Origin of the sequence: Streptomyces sp. NRRL F-525 (genome assembly GCF_000716605.1) — a bacterium.
In the GTDB taxonomy this organism is placed as follows: Bacteria; Actinomycetota; Actinomycetes; order Streptomycetales; family Streptomycetaceae; genus Streptomyces.
Window position 1 is genome coordinate 180,003 of record NZ_JNXE01000012.1, and the last position, 19,627, is coordinate 199,629.

The 19,627-nt window shown below is 69.6% G+C and carries 15 protein-coding genes; 10 read left to right on the top strand and 5 right to left on the bottom strand.

Going from position 1 to position 19,627, the window contains the following annotated elements:
• Positions 1-175 precede the first annotated feature (175 nt).
• The 8 genes from OO69_RS49485 to OO69_RS19310 all read left to right on the top strand — a co-directional run bounded on the left by OO69_RS49485 (position 176) and on the right by OO69_RS19310 (position 13,913).
• The gene (locus OO69_RS49485; protein ID WP_234444478.1) at positions 176-2,923 is read left to right on the top strand and encodes a sigma-70 family RNA polymerase sigma factor; all 2,748 of its coding nucleotides are present in this window, start codon (positions 176-178) and stop codon (positions 2,921-2,923) included.
• 43 nt (positions 2,924-2,966) lie between these two features.
• On the top strand, positions 2,967-6,092 hold the full coding sequence (locus OO69_RS19280; protein WP_033281929.1) for a helicase-related protein: 3,126 nt from the start codon (positions 2,967-2,969) through the stop codon (positions 6,090-6,092).
• Positions 6,020-7,936, top strand: a complete 1,917-nt coding sequence (drmB, locus tag OO69_RS19285) for a DUF1998 domain-containing protein (RefSeq protein ID WP_234444479.1) — start codon at positions 6,020-6,022, stop codon at positions 7,934-7,936. The genes OO69_RS19280 and drmB overlap by 73 nt, the downstream gene beginning before the upstream one ends.
• Complete coding sequence (locus OO69_RS19290; RefSeq protein WP_033281931.1) at positions 7,933-9,024, top strand: AAA family ATPase; 1,092 nt, start codon at positions 7,933-7,935, stop codon at positions 9,022-9,024. Before drmB ends, OO69_RS19290 begins: the two co-directional genes overlap by 4 nt.
• 690 nt (positions 9,025-9,714) lie before the next feature.
• Entirely contained in the window at positions 9,715-12,525 is a 2,811-nt protein-coding gene (locus OO69_RS19295; protein ID WP_158713405.1) for a nitrate- and nitrite sensing domain-containing protein, read from the top strand.
• Positions 12,522-12,959 (top strand): roadblock/LC7 domain-containing protein, encoded by a 438-nt coding sequence (locus OO69_RS19300; RefSeq protein ID WP_033281933.1) that lies wholly within the window; start codon positions 12,522-12,524, stop codon positions 12,957-12,959. The genes OO69_RS19295 and OO69_RS19300 overlap by 4 nt, the downstream gene beginning before the upstream one ends.
• Positions 12,956-13,330, top strand: coding sequence for a DUF742 domain-containing protein (locus OO69_RS19305; RefSeq protein WP_033281934.1), 375 nt, complete (start codon positions 12,956-12,958; stop codon positions 13,328-13,330). Before OO69_RS19300 ends, OO69_RS19305 begins: the two co-directional genes overlap by 4 nt.
• Positions 13,311-13,913: a GTP-binding protein gene (locus OO69_RS19310; RefSeq protein WP_033281935.1), complete on the top strand. Its 603-nt coding sequence runs from the start codon at positions 13,311-13,313 to the stop codon at positions 13,911-13,913. Before OO69_RS19305 ends, OO69_RS19310 begins: the two co-directional genes overlap by 20 nt.
• A gap of 24 nt (positions 13,914-13,937) precedes the next feature.
• Here the strand turns inward: OO69_RS19310 and OO69_RS19315 are convergent, their stop codons facing one another.
• From OO69_RS19315 to OO69_RS19335, 5 genes are all read right to left on the bottom strand, one after another.
• Positions 13,938-14,540 carry a DUF4232 domain-containing protein gene (locus tag OO69_RS19315; RefSeq protein WP_033281936.1) on the bottom strand — a complete coding sequence of 201 codons (603 nt, stop codon included), beginning with the start codon at positions 14,538-14,540 and terminating at the stop codon, positions 13,938-13,940.
• A gap of 115 nt (positions 14,541-14,655) precedes the next feature.
• Positions 14,656-15,534 carry an NAD(P)-dependent oxidoreductase gene (locus OO69_RS19320; protein ID WP_033281989.1) on the bottom strand — a complete coding sequence of 293 codons (879 nt, stop codon included), beginning with the start codon at positions 15,532-15,534 and terminating at the stop codon, positions 14,656-14,658.
• Positions 15,535-15,623: 89 nt separating this feature from the next.
• A complete protein-coding gene (locus OO69_RS19325; RefSeq protein ID WP_033281937.1) occupies positions 15,624-17,024 on the bottom strand; it encodes a hypothetical protein in 1,401 nt (466 codons plus the stop codon).
• A 37-nt stretch (positions 17,025-17,061) separates the two neighbouring features.
• Entirely contained in the window at positions 17,062-17,454 is a 393-nt protein-coding gene (locus tag OO69_RS19330) for a MazG-like family protein (RefSeq protein WP_033281938.1), read from the bottom strand.
• 43 nt (positions 17,455-17,497) lie between these two features.
• Positions 17,498-18,043, bottom strand: coding sequence for a DoxX family membrane protein (locus OO69_RS19335; protein WP_033281939.1), 546 nt, complete (start codon positions 18,041-18,043; stop codon positions 17,498-17,500).
• Between the two features lie 122 nt (positions 18,044-18,165).
• On the opposite strand from OO69_RS19335, the gene OO69_RS19340 reads away from it, so the two are divergent.
• Positions 18,166-18,492, top strand: coding sequence for a nuclear transport factor 2 family protein (locus OO69_RS19340; protein WP_033281990.1), 327 nt, complete (start codon positions 18,166-18,168; stop codon positions 18,490-18,492).
• Between the two features lie 77 nt (positions 18,493-18,569).
• Entirely contained in the window at positions 18,570-19,565 is a 996-nt protein-coding gene (locus OO69_RS19345; protein WP_033281940.1) for an aldo/keto reductase, read from the top strand.
• Positions 19,566-19,627 lie beyond the last annotated feature (62 nt).

A 19,627-nucleotide genomic window follows, 5' to 3' on the forward strand; every position in this document is an offset into this window, starting at 1 on the left:
GCTCCATGACGGAGCTCGCCCCCTGACCTGCTGACGCACGGTCCATCGTGTCAGAACGGAGAGTGCAACTTCCGTCACTGTACACGAATTGGAGGATTCGATGCCATGTGCACATCTGTTGACATCGTCAACGCTCTATCTCTATCGTTGTAGGTGAAATGAGCCTGGGGGCGCCATGAGAGCTCAATCCATCGGCGGGGCGGGCGTTTTCGGTGTGAAGGCCGCCCTGGTCGAGCTGCTGACGCAGCTTCGGCATGCCGCGGTGAACGGTGTCGTGCCGGAACATGCCTTCGCCGAAAGTGTGCGCACGCTGGAACTCGGCGACGCCGAGCGGGAGCGGTTGCGGGACGAGCTGGCCCGAATGGGGCTGCTCGTGCAAGGAGTCCACGTGCACACAGACGCGGACAGTGCCAGCGCGGAAAAGGTTGCACGATTCCGTGAAGAAAATATGTTCCCTCGTGTTCATGCGGTGAGAGGGTTGCTGTCGCGTTACGCCGATGCCGAGGGGTACGTGACGGCACGGGCCGTGGACGGTGTGGCTCGGCTTGCTGGGCTCGATGCCAATGAAGCGGTGGCACTGCGCGCCGAAGCCCGACTGCGTCCGACGGCTGTTGTGGCAGAGGAGCAGCCGGAAGAGCTGGAACCAGCGGGGGCTCCCGAGCCGTTGGGGCCCGCAGGGCTGCAAGCAGCGCGGGAAGCGGGAGACTTGGCTGCTGCAGAGGCTGCAGCACTCGCCGTGTTGGAGGAGGATCGCTTCCGTCGGCGGCCCGAGGATCATCTCCTGAGCGCCGAGGCGGAGGTGGGTCTTGCCGTACTCGTACGGGGTGGCCCAAGCCGCATCGGGTGCGAGCCGGAGAAAGCCGAGCTGAGCGGCTTGCCTCCCGACGACATCAGAGTCGGTGCGCGGAACTGCCTGGTCGTTCACAACCAGCGGCTCGCGCACTCGATTCTGCGCGGCTATCTGGAACAAGGGCTGGAGTACGACGACTTGTTCCAGCACGGGGTGCTGGGTCTGATGACCGCGGCCCGGAAATTCGATCCGACCAAGGGGTACAAGTTCTCGACGTATGCCACGTGGTGGGTTCGGCAGGCGATCACCCGGGCCGTTGCGGACGAGGGCGCTGTCATCCGGATCCCGGTTCATATGCACGAGCAGATCCGCAAGGTGGCAAGGGCGGAACGGACCTTGAACGGGCTGGGCAAACCGGCGAGCTCGGCCGACGTGGCAGTGCTGTGCGACATCAGCTTGGCGAAGGTCGAGGAGGCCCGGCGGCTGAGTCGGCGTACTGACTCCCTTGACCGTGTTGTCGGCGATGGGGTGACCCTCGGCGACTTCGTTGGGTTCAGGCGCCCGCTGCCGTCGGTGGAAGGCATGGTGCTGAACATGCTGGACGTGGAGGAGGCCCTGGCCGTCCTGGACACGTTTTCCGGACGTGACCACCGCATTCTCGTACGGCGCCTGGGGCTGGACGGGGACGAACCGTCGACGCTGGACGAGTTGGGCCGGGAGTTCGGAGTGACCCGGGAGCGGATCAGACAGATCGAGTCCAAACTTCGTCCGGTACTCAAGGAGAGACTGCGGACGGCCACACACTTTGAAGCCGACAGAGTCCCCCAGGGCGAGGATGCGCAGGAGGGGCGCCACCGCAATGGAGTCGGCGTCGTCAGGGCCCGGAACCAGGCCCGTCTACGGGTGGCTGCGGGCGCGGTCGCGCAGCCGAAGAATCGGGAAGTCGCAGTCTGCGCCGATCCTGTACCGGAATCGGCGCCTGTCATCGACGTGGAGAGTGCGCCACCGGTCCCTCTTTCGGAGCCGGACGCTGTGACTGCGGCGCATGCTGCGCTGGTTGCCGTGCCTGAGCCGGGTTCCGGGGCCGAGAGTTGCGCGGCAGAGCGCTACACCTGCGATTGGGAAGAAGCCCGGCGGATGACCGAAGCCCCCGTCGGCGACGTGAACTGGCTCGCGAAGTACGCGCTGACGGCTGTGGGACATGTGCAACTCGCCGTGCTGCTCGGGCAGTCCGCGACCGACGCTGTGATGCGCAGCTTCCAGGTGACGGAGACGGTCGACCCTCCGGTAGTGGCGTCGCTTGAGGTGCTGCGGCGAGTCTTTGATGCGCTGATCGAGTCCAGGCACAGGCCCGAGGACTTCTTCGAACGGCCCGCCGAGGTACTGGTCGGCACCACGCCCCGTGCCTATCTGGCGGCCAAGCCCTTGGTGTACGCCGAGTCCCGACTCGCAATGCGTGACGCGCTGCGGGAGTTCATGACCGAGATGCCCCGGAAGCCGGACCCGGCCATGGAGACGGAGCACGCTGTGGAAGTGGACGGTCAAGAGGCCGCTGCCGAAGCGAGCCTGACTGAAGTCCGGCGTGCGCATGAGGCGTACGTCGAGCAGTTGCGCCAGGAACACCGACAGCAGCTCGACGCGGAGCGCCAGACCGCTGCCCTCCGGATTGCCGCCGCGGGAGTGGACGCCGAGGCTCAACTTGACGCCCTGGAAGATGCGTTGTTGCTCCGGATGGACAAGAGCCTGCTCCGCCGTGAGCGTTCTGCCCTTGCCCAGGCCGAAGAACGGATCGCGTGTTCGGAGGCAGTGCACCGTGAGGCGTACCAGACAGCGATGCAGCGCGCCGACGGGGCGGAGAAGAGGCTGAGGCAGTATCGCGAAGACGCCGAAGCGCACATTGCGGCCCTCGAAGTCCGGCTGCGGCAGTCCGAGTCGAAGCTCGCCCAGCAGGACCAGGAGGTTCGCGCGGCTCGTCAAGAGGCCCAGGACGCCGAGCAACGTGCCGCCCAGCGCATCGCCAAGACCGAGCGCGATGCCTGGGCCCGCATCACCGAACTGCAGGAGGAGCTCGCCGTGGAGCGCGGAGTTGCCAACGGCCCGTCCTGGCTCCGCGACCACCGGCGCCCTTCCTGATCCGCACACCGCTCGGCTCCCCGCATCCCCGTTGAGGAACACCATGGATCCCAGACAGGAACTCGTCGCCTACTTGCAGCGGCAGCTCGTCGGTCCCGCTCAAGGAGAGCACGAGACGCTCGACGCCCCGCCCGACCGGCAATATCTCATGGGCACGCTGTACCCCCAAGAAGCGGACATGCAAAGGCAGTTGGACTTTGCTGCCGAGGAGTTGGAGGGCGTCGGCATGGAAGGCGAGGCTGAGGACACCGCCCCCGCAGCTGATCCAGTGCCTGAGTCCAACGCCTGGCTGCCCTCGTCGCTCGGCTTCAGCTTCTACACCGACGCCACCACCGTCGAGATCACCTGCACGGGTGCCCGCTACCAGACCCACGCCGCCACGGGCGAACGCGGACGGCACTGGGTACGTGTCCCGCTTCCTGCCGAAACCCACACGCTCGGCCCGGACCGTGACCACGTACCTGTCCTTGACGGCCGCGCCGAACTCCGGCTCCGACGACGCGCGTTCGGCACCGGCCACCTCATCACGGTCGCCCTGGTCAACACCGCTCGCCATGAACAGGCTCTCGGCAAATCTGCTCAGTGGGACCGAATGCTGTTCCAGGTGGGGCTGGAAGCACGGCCAGTGGACGGCGGCATCCGCCAGTACCCGAGTGTCCGGCTGGCCAGCCGCGACCTGGAGGAACAGGAACTGCGCCTGCAGTACGAGCACGTGCAGACCCACGCTGTCGGCCACGGATGCGCGGTGGCGGAACACTACGACGACGAAGCGCACCGGGTGACCGCACTCAGCGCGGCCGTTATGCCGCAGGCCGAGGCCAGTGGCGTCCGGGCCGCCGGCCTGAGCGGAACTCCGGTACTCGACGTACTTCATCTCGCCGACCCCAAGATCTCTGTCGACCAACTCCGCGAGGAACTGGGGGAGTTCGTCGCCGACTACCGCGCATGGTATGTAGGCCAGTTGAACAAGGCCGTCCCCGACTGGGGTCGTGACGCCGCCGACCGCATCCTGCGCCGTATCCGCGGCACCGTCACCCGGATCGAATCGGGTGTGCGCACTCTCTGCGACCCGAGCCGCCCTGAACTGCTGCACGCCTTCCGCGCAGCCAACCGCGCCATGGCTCTGCAGATGCGCCACTCTGCCCCCGACCTGGCGGGCACCCGCCGACCTCGCCGCGTTGCGGTACCCGTCGATCCGGCGCCGGACCCGGCTGCCGCCTGGCGCCCGTTCCAGCTGGCGTTCTTCCTGCTCGCTCTGGACGGGGTGGCTGATCCCCGGCACACGGACCGTGCCACCACGGACCTGATCTGGTTTCCGACCGGCGGCGGAAAGACCGAAGCGTATCTGCTGCTCGCCGCCTTCGAGATGGTGCTGCGCCGGCGCGAACCCGACGGAGGCGGTACCGCAGTCCTCAGCCGCTACACCCTCAGCCTGCTGACGACCCAGCAGTTCCAGCGTGCGGCAACCACCGTCTGCGCGCTGGAGACGCTGCGCCGCGCCGACCCGGCCACGTATGGACGCGAGCCTTTCTCGATCGGTCTCTGGGTGGGCGAGACCACCACCCCGAACACCTATGAAAAAGCCCGCGCGGCATTCGACGACGTACGTGCGGCAGCCCGGCCGGACGACGTCTTCATCCTCGACCGCTGCCCGTGGTGTGGCACTCGGATCCTGCCCGCCCACAAGTCGCCGGACATCGGGGACTACGGAGTACGTGCCGCCGCGGACTCGTTCGCCTTTTTCTGCCCACGCGACGAATGTGCCTTCCACGACGAACTGCCCGTCGCCGTCGTGGACGAGCAGCTCTACGACCACCCGCCCACCTTCGTGCTCGGTACGGTGGACAAGTTTGCCCGCCTGGCCTGGGAGCCCCGCGCCGGACAGCTGTTCGGCGCAAGGAGCGGAAACCGGCCGCCTTCGCTCGTCATCCAGGACGAGCTGCATCTGCTCACGGGTCCGTTGGGCACCACCGTAGGCCTGTACGAGGCGGCAATCCTCGGCTTGTGCACCACATCCGACGGCACGGGACCCAAGGTCGTGGCGTCCACAGCAACCATTCGCCGCTCCGGCGAGCAAGTCCGGGCCCTCTACGGCGGTGGGGTCCAGCTCTTCCCACCCGCCGGGCTCGACGCCCGCCACTCGTACTTCGCGGAACCCGACACATCCAAACCCGGCCGCCGTTACCTCGGTGTCATGGCCCAGGGACACACATCGGGCCGCGCCGTCGTGGCCACCACCGCCGCCATGCTCCAAGGGGCGTGGGAGCTGCCGGAGGAACATCGGGACGCCTACTGGACACTGGTCGCCTACCATCACAGCCTCCGTGAACTCGGCCGCACGGTCACCGCCGCGGCTGACGACATCCCCGCGCAGCTCGCCGGGCTCGCATCAGGCGCAGGAACAAGGGAACTGGCTGACCATCAGGTACAGGAGCTGACCAGCAATCTGCCTCGCGCAGAGCAGCCCGTCCTGCTCGACCGTCTGGAGAAGCGCTGGGACGAGAAGGAGTCTGTTTCCTTCCTGCCCTGCACGAACATGCTGTCCGTCGGGGTCGACGTGAAGCGGCTTGCACTGATGCTCATGCAGGGACAGCCCAAGACGACCGCCGAATACATTCAGGCCACCAGCCGCGTAGGTCGGCACTCCGTACCGGGCCTCGTCGTCACCTTCTTCAACGCCACCCGCCCGCGCGACCGTTCGCACTACGAGACCTTCGACGTCTACCACCGCTCCCTCTACCGGCACGTCGAACCGACCAGCGTCACCCCCTGGTCCGTGCCTTCCCGCGCCCGTGCCCTGCATGCCGCGCTTGTCATCCTCGTGCGACACCGGCTCGGCCTCGCCGCGGAGAACCAGGCAGGACAGGTGATCGACCACCTTGCCGAAGTCGAGGCGGTGACCGAGGAGTTGGCCACTCGTGCCGAAGCCTGTGAACCGTTCACCGGTGACGTCGTACGGAAGGAGCTGGCGGACCTCATGGCCGTCTGGGAAGACGCCGCACGCGAGGCCCGCAAGGACGGCCGGGAGCTGTACTACCGCAGCCAGGGAAAGGGGCAGTCCAACCTCATCAAAAGCTTCGAACAGCGCTACGGACTGTGGGAGACACCGAATTCCATGCGCAATGTCGACCGGGAATGCCAGGTGATGGTGAAGGGGGCAGACCTGTGAGCCGCAAGCTGCGGGTGCGCCAGTCGCAGACAGTGGTGCCCTTCGGAGTCGGAGCCGTCTTCGACATCCAAGGTGAGTCGTTCGTCGCCACCGGCATCGGCGACTGGCCGGGAAGAAGCCGGCAGAAGGTGGAGTCGCCCCGGCTGGCCTCACGGCTCGGGGTGACCGGCTTCTATGCCGCTCCCGCGACAGCCAACGACCGTTACGACACCCCGGACGCGCCCGGCGTGCCGTACATCCGTTTTCCGTCCTGGCTGTTCTGCGGTGCGTGCCGGCGCATGAAGCGCTGGCGCATCGCTGACGAGAAGCCCGGACAGGCACCGCGCTGCCCCTCCTGCTCGCAGGGCCGGACACTCGCGCCCATGCGGTTCGTACAGATCTGCGCGGCGGGGCATCTCGGCGACATCGACTGGTGGTTCTGGGCTCACTCGCGGCGCGAGGCCGCTGAGAGACGTCAGTGCGGCGAGCGCGAGAAGCTCCGCTTCCTCGTCTCCGAGCGTGCCTCCGGACTCGAAGCGCTCTCTGTCAGCTGCTCCGCCAATGGATGTGGCGCCACACGCGACCTGCTCGACATCCTCGGCACACACGGCATGCGCTGCTCCGGACGCAACCCGTGGCAGCGGACGAACGAAGCCACGGAATGCGTCAAGCCGGCACAAGTGGTGCAGCGCACAGCGGGGAACCTGTATTACCCGGTGATGCACTCAGCACTCGACATCCCGGAGACAGACGTAGGCGTTCATGACGATGACGCGCTCGCCGAATCCGTACGCCAACACGATCTGTGGGTGCCGTTGTGCCGCGATGCGCGGAAGCCGCGAGCGGCCATGTTCCGGGAGGTGATCCTGGAGGACACCGGTGCCGACGAAGAACTTCTGGACGCCCTCCTCAGCGAGGAGACGGGGCAAGGTACCTCGGTGCCGGGCGATGCGCTCGCAGCCCCGGCCCGGCCTGACCTGAGCCGAGAGGAATGGGCCGCGTTCACCGTGCCCACCCCTCCGGCGACGCGTGACTTCGCGCTGCGCGAGACCACCCTCGGTCTCGCTGGTGAGACCGAGGACCCGTGGGCGGGACTACGGCGCCGTTTCGGACGGATCGTCCTCGCCGACCGGCTGCGTGAGGTACGAGCCCTGTCGGGTTTCACCCGGGTCTCACCTGACGCCACGGTCGTCCCCGCGGACACCACGAGGCGTTTGAAGTGGTTGCCGGCGGTGGAGGTCTTCGGTGAAGGGATCTTCCTCACCCTGGACAGGCCCGAACTGGCAACCTGGGAGAATGATCTGAGGGTGCGCCAGCGAGTTGCAGGCATGCGCGCGGATCTCGACCGCTCCTTCCAGAAAGACCGTCTGGAGGCCCTGACCGGACCTGAACTCGCCCCCCGGTTCGTCCTTCTGCACACCCTGGCACACCTGTTGATCCGTCAGCTCTCCTTCGAATCCGGATACACCACGGCGAGCCTTCGCGAACGGATCTACGCACGGCCCGAACAGGACCAGTACGGCATCCTCATCTATACCGCCGCGGGAGACGCGGAAGGAACCCTCGGAGGCCTCGTCAGGCAGGGCGAACCCCCACGCTTGGCGGAGACCCTGCTACGGATGACGGAGGCGGCGGCCTGGTGCTCGGCCGACCCTCTCTGTGCCGAACACTCCGGCCAGGGCTTCGGGAACCTCAACCGTGCCGCCTGCCACGCCTGTGCCCTTCTTCCGGAGACCAGCTGCGAGGCCGGCAACGCCCTGCTCGACCGAGCCCTGGTCGTGGGTGGCGAACTCGTGCCCGGCTATTTGGAAGCGATTGTTGCCGCTGCCCGTGCGGCCGCGGTGACCGCGCTGGAGCAGCCATGACAGTCACCTACCTGGGCCTTTCGCCGGAACAACGTGCCTGCCTCGATGACCTCCCTTTCGATGGCAGCCATCTTGTCAGCGGTCCGCCCGGCAGCGGCAAAAGCATCCTGGCTGCCCAGCGGGCCGTCATGCTCGCTCTCACGGGCACCCCGGTGACTTTGCTGACCCGCTCCAACCTTCTGAAACAGTCCCTGGCCGCGGTGGTCCATGCATTGGGCCCGTCCGATCGCGGTGTACGTGTGACAACCGCACACGCGTGGCTCACCGACTGGTGCGGCGGAAAGGTTTCCCGTACCGACGACGGTTGGTACGACTGGGCGGCGTGCTATGAGCGCGCCGCGGAGCACGGTCCGCTACCCGATCTCACCCTCGTCGTGGACGAAGGCCAAGACTTGCCACCGGAGTTCTACCGCCTTTGTCGACTGCTCCAGGCGCATGTGACGGTGTACGCCGATGAGTGCCAGCGGCTGACCGACACCAACTCCACTCTCAGCGAGATCGCCCAGCGTCTGGGCCGGTGCACGCGTCTCGAACTCGACGGGAATCACAGAAACACACGCCAGATCGCGATGTTGGCTGCCCACTTCCGCACAGGAGCTGGAATGCCGGCCCTCCCCGAACGCGAGGGGCCACCTCCGAGACTGCACAACCTGCCGCACCGTGGCGCCGTTGACCTGCTCACTCTCCTGGCGGAAAGGCATCCCCAACAGAGCATCGGTGTGATCGTGAACTCGACCCAGGCCCAGTTCTCGCTGCTCGGCAGTCTGGAGCGCAGAGCACCGCGGCTCAAACCGCAGTTGTACACCTCCCGGGCCCGGCCGGGGCAAAGCCGTTACCGCACGCTGGACCTCAGCCGGCCCGGAATCGTGCTCGTCCACAGGGCGAGCGCCAAGGGGCTTGGGTTCGACACCGTTGTCATCCCCGACACCCATACGGACGCGGCGGTAGATCCCACCTCGGCCGCCCTGCGCATGACGTATTACGTTCTGGCCACCCGCGCGCGACGTGAACTCCACCTTGCGTACGAGGGCGACACCGAGCCGCCTCTGTGCGCACAGGTTGGGTCCGGCTATTTGCTGCGCGGCTGACGGAAGCCTTGGGCGAGTGGCACCGGGTCCGGCAATGGCCTGAGTGTCGTGACGTGTTGGCCCGGGGTGACGGCTTGACCGGAACGGTGGGCTTCGACAGCACGAGCGCGTTGGGCCACGCCTTCTGTGCTGGAGCCGGGACCGACGCGTGGGCTCGGTTGTGACTGAAGGGTGAAAGGCCTCGGGGGCTCTTCACCCCGCCGTCATGCTGTGAACTAGGTCACAGCCGCCTCCGCTCCGGACCACTCGCCCCGTAACCGCACTCCCACCCCCGGCGTCCCCCGAACCACCCTCTCCCCCTCGCCTCACCCTGGGTAGTCAGCCAAAACGTCTTTGTGGCCGAGGGGTTGGGGGTGAGGGGGTTCGGATTGTCTACGCGCATAGTGTGCCGAGTGGCCTAAACCTGTTGCCCTGGCGGGTTTGTGGGGTCCCTTGACCCGGGTGGGATGGCTCGGTTTCATACCTATCCAGCTGTGCGGGGGGCTCGGGCGCCCGTCGTGAGATCCGCAGGGTGTCCTTGGCGTTCCTGGCGTGCCGCGCCGTCAACTCCCCAGTGTGTGCAGGCGTGTTGACGTGTCTGCCGGCCCGTCCCGATACGTCGCGCGCCACCCCGGAAAGGAAAAAGCCGGTGTCGCAGTTGTTCACCGCAGCTCCCCTTCTCTGCCGTGCCGTCGGGTGCCGGTGGGCGAGGTGAGCCGGCATCGGGGTACGGCCGCACCGGCCGAGGCGGGAGCCGGAGGCGGGCGGGGGCGCAGTATCCGGGCCTCGCTCATCACGCTCGCGGTGGTGCCGGCGACGGCGATGGTCCTGCTGTGGGTCAGTGGTTCGTACGCGCTCTTCGACCAGTGGAACAACTCCAACGACGTCGGACAGGCGGCGAAGACCACCTACGCCCTGCAGCCCGCGGTCGGCGAGTTCCAGAAGGAACGGCAGCTGACGGTCAGCCTGTTGGCCTCGCACGGCAGCCCCGCCGCCCTGGCGGCGCAGCGGCGCCGGACGGACGCCGTGCTCGCCGGGTTCCGCAAGGCGGACGCCGCCTCCGCCGGGGCCGGATCGGCCCAGTACCAGGCCCAGTTGGCCACCGTACGGAAGCGGCTCACCGGGCTGACCACCGAACGGACCGCGGTCGACGACGGGAAGACCACCCGGCAACAGGCCTACACCGTCTACTCCGACGCCGTGTCCTCGGCGCTGAACCTCTTCGGGATGCTCAGCACCGACAGCGGCGACGCGGCCACCGCGGCCGACGCCAGTCACGCGCTGGCGTTCCTGCGCGGCGCCGAGGCGCTCTCGCAGGAGGAGGCGATCCTCAACGGGGTCGCCGCGTCACGGAAGTTGAGCGTCCAGGAGCGGTCGGCGCTGGCGGCCGCCCAGGCCGTCCGGGTCTCCGTGCTGTCCAACGAGGTCGAGCCCTACCTGCCCGCCGAACTGGGCGCCGAGATGGGCAGGACCATGGGCGGTCAGGACTGGGCCGCCATGACGGCCTTCGAGAAGACCGTCGCCTCGGCGTCCGCCGCGCACGACGGCACGATCGCCGTGCCCGCCGTCCCGGCCGCCCGCGCCGCCGCCCCGGGGCGCGTGTCCGGCGCGGTGCAGGCCGTGGAGGGCCAGTTCCTGGTCAAGGTCACCCAGGACTCCGCGCACCGGACCCACCAGGTGCTGGTCAAGGCGATGCTCGGCAGCGCGCTGGCGTTCGTGGCCGTACTCGCCGTGGGCCTGCTGTCCTGGCGCATCACGCGGTCCCTCATCGGCCGGATGTCCGGGCTGCGCGCGGCGACCCTCGAACTGGCCGAGGAGAAGCTGCCCGAACTGATCACCCGGCTGCGCACCCAGGGCAAACGCGCCGAACTCGACGACCTGCCCGAACTCGACTACGGCACCGACGAGTTGGGCAAGGTCGCGGAGGCCTTCAACAGCGCCCAGCGCACCGCCGTGAGCGTCGCGCTGGAGCAGGCCGCGCTGCGCGAGGGGGCGCGGCTGGTCTTCCACAACATGTCCCGCCGTATCCAGCTCCTCGTGCACCGCCAGCTCACGGTGATCGACTCCATGGAACGCAAGGAGCAGGACCCTCAACTCCTCTCCGATCTCTACCGCGTCGACCACCTCGCCACCCGGATGCGGCGCAACGCGGAGAGCCTGACCGTGCTGTCCGGCGCGTCCCCCCGGCGCCGCTGGAAGCAGGCGGTGCCGCTCGCGGAGCTGCTGCGCAGCGCGGTGTCCGAGATCGAGGGCTACACCCGGGTCGTGGTCGAACCCCTGCCGCCCATCGCGGTGTTGGGCCCCGCCGTCGGCGACACGATCCACCTCATGGCCGAACTCATCGAGAACGGCGTGACGTTCTCGCCCCCGCACACCGAAGTCCGGGTCCGCGCACTGCCGGTGGCACAGGGCTACGCCGTCGAGGTGGAGGACCGGGGGCTCGGCCTCTCGGCGGACGAGTACGCGGCGGCCAACGAACTCCTGCACCACCCCAAGGACTTCAGCTTCACCACCCTCGGCGAGGACCCCCGCCTCGGCCTCTTCACCGTCGGCCACCTCGCCCAGCGCCACGGCATCACGGCCAGCCTCCAGGCCTCGTCGTACGGCGGCTCGCTGGCCGTCGTCGTCGTCCCGCACGCCCTCACGGAGTCGGCGGCGGACACGGTGCCGCCGACGCTGGACGCGCGGGCGGAGCGGCATCTGGCGTCGGTCGCGGGGTCGTTGCCGGAGTCGGGAACCGGTTCCGGGACGGGTTCAGGGGCGGGTTCGGGCAGTGGCTCAGGCATGGGCATGGGCTCAGGTATGGGAATGGGCCTGGGCGGCCCGGGTGCGGGCTCGGCCGGCGGTACGGCCACCGGGCCGGTCACCGGTTCGGGGCGCGGCGGGGTGACGGCCGGCGGTATGCCGATGCGCACCCGCACGCGAACCGCGCCCCACACCCAGCCCCAGCCCGCACCCCACGGCCAACCCCAACCCCAACCCGCACCCCACGCCCAGCCCGCGTCCGGCCCGGCGGCACAGGGTGCGCAGTCCGCGGCCGCCGCTTCCCCCCGCGGAGCCGTGCCCTTCCCGCACCCTCGTACCGCCGGAGGGTCCGGAACTCCCTCCGACCCCCACCCGGCCGCCCCTCCCACAGGCCCCCGCACCGGCGGTCCCGGTTCCAGCCGGCTCCCGCGTCGCGTGCGACAGGCCCATCTCGCACCGCAGTTGAGAGAGCGGCCGGACGAGGCGGACGGCGAGCGCGGGGCCGGGCGGGAGGCCGAGCGGCGCCCCGAGCAGGCCCGGTCGATGCTGGCCGCGCTGCGGGACGGAACGCGCCGGGCCCGCGAGCAGGAGGACGTGCCCACGCCCGCCTGGCCCTCGTCGCTGCGCGGAGACACCCCCTGGCCGAACTCACCGCGAGGAGACGCCCCCCGCCCCGCGTCCCCGTCGGCGGAAGCCCCCGCGCCCACCTGGAACACGGCCCCGCCCGAGCGCCGTCAGTTGCCCACCCGTCCCCGTCCGACAAGGAACACCCCATGACTGCGCCCAACACCACGCACGGCGGACTGGCCTGGCTGCTGGACAACCTGATCGAGCGGATCCCCGAGACCCTGCACGCCATCGTCCTGTCCGAGGACGGGCTCCTCGTCGGCTCCTCCGAACGGCTCGCGCAGGAGGACGCCGAGCAACTCGCCGCGATCTCCTCGGGAGTTCACTCGCTCGCGCTGGGCACCAGCCGGCACTTCGGCGGCGGGCGCGTGCAGCAGACCGTCATCGAGATGGACGACCTCTTCCTCTTCGTCACCACCGCCGGCGGCGGCGCCCGCCTCGCCGTCCTCGCCACCTCGCAGGTGGACGTCGGCAACGTCGGCTACGAGATGACCATGGTCGTACGGCAGGTGGGGCAGTTCCTCAGCGCGGCCCCGCGGTTCCCGGAGTACAGCGGCGCGCCCTTCGCGGGTGAGCATGAATGAGACATTGGTCCGAGGAAGACCCGTGGGAGGACGAAGACCCCGCGCTGCTCGTCCGCCCGTACACGGTCACCGGCGGCCGCACCCCGACCTTCCACTCCGGCATCGAGCTGATCACCCTGATCAGCACCGTCCGGCCGCCGACCCGCGACCAGCGCCTCCAGCCCGAACAGAACCGGCTGCTCGCGCTGTGCCGTACGCCCACCGCGCTGGTGGAGGTCGCCGCCCGGCTCGATCAACCCGTCGCGGTCATACGGGTGTTGCTCGATGACCTCCTGGACAACGACCTCGTCTCCGTCTCCCCGCCCGCCGCGGCCGGTACCCCCGACGCCCGTTTCCTCCAGGCAGTGATCGATGGCATACGCAGAATCTGACCGCCGCGCCACCACCGTCGCGCCCAACGCCGCCACCGCCAAGATCCTGGTCGCGGGCGGCTTCGGCGTCGGCAAGACCACGCTCGTCGGCGCGATCAGCGAGACCACGCCGCTGCGCACCGAGGAACTCATCACCGAGGCCAGCGTCGGCGTGGACAACCTCGCCGGGGTGGAGCAGAAGACCACGACGACGGTCGCCATGGACTTCGGCCGGATCACGCTCAGTTCGGCCCTTGTGGTCTATCTTTTCGGCGCCCCGGGGCAGGACCGCTTCTGGTTCATGTGGGACGACCTCTCCCGCGGCGCGCTCGGCGCGGTGGTCCTCGCGGACACCCGCCGCCTGGAGAACTGCTTCCCCTCCGTCGACTTCTTCGAGCACCGCGGCATCCCCTTCGCCGTCGGTGTCAACTGCTTCAACGGCCGCTGCGAGGAGGACCCCGAGGAGATCCGCGCCGCCCTCGACCTCGCCCCCGACATCCCCCTCGTCCTGTGCGACGCCCGCGACAAGGAGTCGGTGAAGACGGTCCTGCTCGCCCTCCTCGAACACGTCATGCGGGGGCTGGCGGCGGAGGCGTCGGCATAGCCGCACGATCAAGCGGTTCTACGGTCATGAAGGCTTCGTCGCCGACACGGCCGTCGCGGTCAGCGTGCCGTCGCACTCCGCGAACTGCCCGTCGTCCAGGGCGACTTGGTGTGCTCCCGCACCCGGCAGCCCGATCACCATCGTCGGATAGATCACCGGCGCCGAACCGGACTCGCAGTAGCCGTCGCCCTCACCCTGCACCTGCACGAAGGTCAGCTTCAGCCAGGCCTGGGCGCCGGGGGCGAGCTTGACGGGGGAGGCGGTACCGACGGGGGTGACCTGGAGGGGGACGTTGAGCTCCGGGGAACCGTTCGCGGCTCCGGCGACGGTGGGGTGCCCCTGGAGGACGCAGGTCTTGCCGCCGGTGTTGGTGAACCGGACGATCGCCGCGCCGGTCCCGGTGCCGGAAGGACGATCGGCGGCTTGATAGGCGGTCGCCTTCAGAGCGGTTGCCGCACAGGCCTTGACCGCGGTTCCGGTGGAGATGGGGGAGGCGGTCGCGGTCGGCGCATCCGACGACCCGTCGGACCCGCTCGCGGCGTCGCCCGGCTGACACGCCGTCATCACCATCGCCGCCGACAACGCGGCCACCGCCAACACGGCCCTACGGATGCTGTTGTTCTCCATGACGTCCCCCGAACTGGTTGTGCACGGGCCGGACTTCGCCGGCGCTCGCGGAGGGAGACAGGTCCGCCGCACCCGGAGTTCCGCCCGCGCACCACCTGTGACGGAACGGTGACGCTCAGTCGAAGCTGGCGAAATAGGCCGCCGCCATGTCCTCGTCCCCGTGCCCCTGCGCCGCCGCCCGCGCGAACCGTTCCGCGCCCGCGGCCGCCACGTCCAGCCGTACGCCGTTCGCCGCGCCCGCCTGCACGATCAGCCGGGCGTCCTTCTCCGCCGTGGTGACCGCGAAACTCGCCGGTGTCAGTTGGTCGTTGAGGATGGCGGCCGACTTGGCGTGCAGGTAGCCCATGTCGAGCGGGCCGCCCGCGATGAGGTCGAGGAAGTCCTGCGGGTTCACATCCAGGCCCTTGGACAGGGCCAGCGCCTCGCCCGCCGCGTTCGTCACCGCGAGCACCCAGCTGTTGGCGACCAGCTTCAGCCGGGTCGCCGTGGCCGCCGCGCCGTCCTCGCCGACCCACATCGTGCGGGCGCCGACCGCGTCGAAGACCGGGGTCACCGTCGCGCGGCCGGACTCCGGGCCCGCCGCCAGGACCGTGAGCTGACCGGCCTCGGCGGGCTGGCGGGTGCCGAGGACGGGGGCGTCGTAGAAGACGAGGTCGTGGCGGTTCGCGAACTCGGCCAGTTCGCCCACCGATTCGAGGCTCGACGTCGTCGACTGCACCCACGCGGCGCCGGGTCGCAGGACGGGCGCGGCCTCGCGCATCACGTCGAGGACGGCGTCGCCGTCGTAGAGCATCGTGAGGATGACGTCCGCGTCGCGCACGGCGTCCGCCACCGTGTCACGGACGTGCGCGCCGTCGGCGGACAGGGGCTCGGCCTTGGCGCGGGTGCGGTTCCAGGCATGCACGGTGTGACCGGCCCGGGCGAGATTGCGGGCCATCGCGGCGCCCATGATGCCGGTGCCCAGGACGCCTACGGTGAGCTTCTCGGTGGTCATGACTCGGCTTTCGTCCTCGACGGTGTTGTCGAGGACCACCCTGCCAGGGTGACGCGCGCCCGGCCTCCCGGCGGGGCGCGCGGCGCCCGTCAGCCCGTGACCGTGAACCAGGTCGAGCGGGACTTCTGCCACTCCTCGTGAGTGAGGTCCTTCGCCTCGGTGCCGTCGCCGTAGAGGTCGGCCGCGCCGTCGTCGGTGATCAGTTGGGCGCGGGCGCCCGCGGCCGTCAGGTCCGGTACGTCCACGACCGCCTCCCAGGCGCCGGGGTCGGTCGTCGGCAGGTCGCGCAGCTTGACCGGCCGGTCGGCCGCGTTGCCGGTCCAGGAGTAGAGGGCGTACGGGTCGGAGTTGTCGTCGGCGGCCCAGGAACCGGCGACGATCAGGTACTGGTTCGCCGCGTTCTTGCGGATGTCGCGCACCGAGAGGCCGCCGAGGTCCAGCTCGATCGGCGTGCCGAAGGTCGCCGCCGTGCCGTTCGCCACCACCTTGTCGATGTTGGTGACCGGGACCAGGAGCGCCTTGCCGCCTGCCACCGCCGGAGCGAGCGGCGCGCGGAAACCGAGGTACGCCGTGGTCGTGGAGCCGGGCGCGAACTCCAGGCCCTCCACGTTGAACCCGTCGATCTCCTTGGGGACTTGACCGTCCGCCGTGCCCGCCGCGAAGCCGTACCGGTTGCCGTTCGCCTTGTCCCACGCCACCAGGTTGTCGCGCAGCTTGCCGTACGAACTGCCGTAGGACAGCGCCGTGTTGGCACCTGTGCCGGTCACCTTCGTGGTGAAGACCGTGTTCCGGGCCGACTTGTACTCGCCGTCCTTGTTGTTGCCCAGCGAACCGGTCCAGTAGATCGTGTCGCCGACGCGGGCCGCGCCCTCGATGTCGATCTCCTTGGACACGTCGATGTCGTCGCTGAAGTCCCAGGTCTTCACCGGCGCGCCGGACGCCGAACGGTCGTACAGGCGAAGGACGTTGGACTCGTCGTCCGCTACGACGACATAGCCGCCGCCCACGTCGACCGCGGCGGAGGCGTCGCTGGAGCCGGTGAAGTAGCGGGTGTCGGCGGGCTGTTGGACCGATGCCGAGGCCGCGTAGTGCAGGGTCTTCGTCGCCGTCTTGCCGCCCAGGCCCGTGACCTTCACCGTCAGGTCCGTGTAGCCCTGCGCGGCCGCCGCGACGGCGAGTTGGCGGGTGGCGCCGGTGCCGGAGACGGTCACCGCGCTCGTCGGTGCCACGGACGTCTTGCTGCTCTTGCTCGCCGCGACCGTCAACGCGCCGACGTCCGCGCCGCTCTGAGCGACCGTCACCTGGACCGTCGGGTCGCCGACCGCGCCCACCGCGCCCGACAGGTACGTGGCCGAGAGGGAGATGGTCGGTGTGCCGTAACTCGCCGCGTGCGCCGGGCTGTTGCCGCCCAGGCTCAGGGCGGCGAGGGCGAGGCAGCTGCCCGCCACGGCGACCGTCCTGCGCCCGCTGGTGAAAACGTAGTCCTGCACTGGGACCCCTTCGTCGGCTCGGTGTCGACGAGAAGGCTCAGCGGACTTCACCAACTCCGCGGGGTGTGGGCAGGTCCTGGGGGTGAACAACTGCGGACGGGCCGAGGGAGCGCTCCATCACCCGGGCCAGGTGACGGGTGAAGACCTCCTGCGTGTCGGGGGTCAGCATGCGCAACGCCACCAGCGCGGTGATCACGACGTCGCACAGTTCCGCCTGCACGTCGTCCCAGGTGTGGGTGACGCCCTTGCGCTGGTTCTGGCCGGTCGCCCCGATCACCGCCTCGGCGACCTCACCGACCTCCTCGGACAGTTTCAGCATGCCCAGGAGCAGGCCCTCGCGGCCGCCGAAGGGCTGGCCGGCCTCCACCCAGGTGCACAACTCGTCGATACCGGACCAGAGTTCGGGGGACTGGTCGTTCTGCTCGCTCATGGGCCCAGCCTGCCATCACCGACCCACTCGTCCGCCCCACTCGTCACTCGTCGAACAGCGTCTCCTGCCCGAACTCCGCCGCCTCCCGCACCCGCCTGTTCCGCAGGCCCACCACCACGGCCGTGGCCGCCCCCGTCACCGCGAGCGCCGCCGGGACCATCCAGCCCCGGTTCACCGCGTGCCCCAGCGCGTGGTCCAGGGAGAGGCGGCCCGGGCCCGTGACCGCGAGGCCGGCCGCGGTCAGGGCGAGGGAGGCCGCGTACTCGTAGCCGCCGGCCGCCGCGAAGAAACCGTTGGGCGCGTGCACGGCGGCCGCTCCCGTCATCGCGCCGGCCGCCGCCGCGCCCGCCGCCGGGGTCGCAAGACCCAGCGCGAGCAGCGCGCCGCCGCCCGCCTCGGAGAGGCCCGCCAGCACGGCGCTCTGCTTGCCGGGGGAGTACCCCATCGCCTCCATGGCCGCGCCGGTGCCCTCGATCCCGCCCCCGCCGAACCAGCCGAACAGCTTCTGCGCGCCGTGCGCGGCCAGCACGCCGCCGGTACCCAGCCGGAGCAGCAGCAGGCCCAGATCTTGTCGGTCGTAACAGGTCACGGTGACTCCCTGAACAGGCGGCGGGGACGGTCCCTCCACCGTCGCACCCCGGGTGCCCGGCGGGCGGATTCGCGCGGCCGTTCGGGTGGCGGGGTCCCGGGAACGGTGTGAGTCTGACCGGCATGACGATTCAGCCAGCCAAACTCAGCGATCCCGCCGTCCGGGCGTTCGTCAGCGCCGTCAACGCCCACGACCGCGACGCCTTCCTGGCGCTGCTCGCGCCCGACGCGACGATGGCGGACGACGGCACCGACCGTGACCTCACCGACTGGATCGACCGGGAGATCTTCTCCTCCCACGGCCACATGGAGGTCGACCGGGAGTCGAACGGCGGCCGGGCCCTCGTCGCCAACTACTCCAACGACACCTGGGGCGAGATGCGCACCGCGTGGCGTTTCACGGTCGGCGACGACGGCAGGATCGCCCGCTTCGAGACGGGCCAGGCCTGACCGCCGTAGAAAACCCGCCGTGGAAAGCCGAAAAGCCCTTGCCCTGAAGTGCGCTTCAACTCCTAGTGTCCACAGGCATGGAGACCAAGTCGAACATCAGGACCCTCGGACGCAGTGGCATCGACGTGAGCGCTCTCGGCTTCGGCTGCTGGGCGATCGGCGGTGAGTGGCAGGACGCGAGCGGGCAGCCGCTCGGCTGGGGCAAGGTCGACGACGAGGAGTCCGTACGGGCGGTCCGGCGCGCCCTCGATCTGGGCGTGACGTTCTTCGACACCGCCGACACCTACGGCGCGGGGCACAGCGAACGCGTCCTCGGCCGCGCGCTCGGCAAGCGCCGGGACGACGTCGTCCTCGCCACCAAGTGGGGCAACGTCTTCGACGAGGACACCCGCACCCTCACCGGCTCCGACGACTCCCCGGAGTACGCCCGCCGCGCGCTCACCGCGTCCCTGGAGCGCCTGGACACCGATCACATCGACCTGTACCAACTCCACCTGTCCGACGCCGACTTGGAGCGGGCCGCCCAACTCCGGGACCAGTGCGAGGAGTTCGTACGGGAGGGCCTGATCCGCGCCTACGCCTGGAGCACCGACGACCCGGCCCGCGCCGCCGTGTTCGCCGAGGGGGAGCACTGCGCGGCCGTACAGCACGCGGCGAACGTGTTGCAGGACGCCCCCGAAATGTTCGCCCTGTGCGAGGAGTTGGGCCTGGCCAGCATCAACCGCAGCCCGCTCGCCATGGGCCTGCTCACCGGAAAGCAGGCGCCGGGGCGGGAGTTGGAGGCCGGCGACATCCGCAACACGCCCCCGGCGTGGATGCAGGGCTTCAAGCAGGGCGCGGGCGCCGACGAGGACTACGTGGCCCGCGTGGAAGCCCTGCGCGAGATCCTGACCTCCGAGGGCCGCACCCCGGCCCAGGGCGCCCTCGCCTGGCTCTGGGCCCGTAGCCCCCGCACCGTCCCGATCCCCGGCTTCCGCTCGGTCACGCAGGCCGAGCAGAACGCGGGCGCGATCGCCAAGGGGCCGCTCACCGCGGGGCAGTTGGCGGAGGTCGACCGCGTACTCGGGCGCTAAGCGGCCCGACGGGACCACGATGCTGTCGGCGAGTCCGGCGCAGCAGGGTACCTAGCCGAAAA

Coding starts and splice junctions, on each gene's coding strand:
- OO69_RS19330 (WP_033281938.1), bottom strand. CDS start 17,454: ATGAGCGAGCAGAACGACCAGTCCCCCGAACTCTGGTCCGGTATCGAC.
- OO69_RS19290 (WP_033281931.1), top strand. CDS start 7,933: ATGACAGTCACCTACCTGGGCCTTTCGCCGGAACAACGTGCCTGCCTC.
- OO69_RS19300 (WP_033281933.1), top strand. CDS start 12,522: ATGACTGCGCCCAACACCACGCACGGCGGACTGGCCTGGCTGCTGGAC.
- OO69_RS19345 (WP_033281940.1), top strand. CDS start 18,570: ATGGAGACCAAGTCGAACATCAGGACCCTCGGACGCAGTGGCATCGAC.
- OO69_RS19305 (WP_033281934.1), top strand. CDS start 12,956: ATGAGACATTGGTCCGAGGAAGACCCGTGGGAGGACGAAGACCCCGCG.
- OO69_RS19320 (WP_033281989.1), bottom strand. CDS start 15,534: ATGACCACCGAGAAGCTCACCGTAGGCGTCCTGGGCACCGGCATCATG.
- OO69_RS19310 (WP_033281935.1), top strand. CDS start 13,311: ATGGCATACGCAGAATCTGACCGCCGCGCCACCACCGTCGCGCCCAAC.
- OO69_RS49485 (WP_234444478.1), top strand. CDS start 176: ATGAGAGCTCAATCCATCGGCGGGGCGGGCGTTTTCGGTGTGAAGGCC.
- OO69_RS19280 (WP_033281929.1), top strand. CDS start 2,967: ATGGATCCCAGACAGGAACTCGTCGCCTACTTGCAGCGGCAGCTCGTC.
- OO69_RS19340 (WP_033281990.1), top strand. CDS start 18,166: ATGACGATTCAGCCAGCCAAACTCAGCGATCCCGCCGTCCGGGCGTTC.
- OO69_RS19315 (WP_033281936.1), bottom strand. CDS start 14,540: ATGGAGAACAACAGCATCCGTAGGGCCGTGTTGGCGGTGGCCGCGTTG.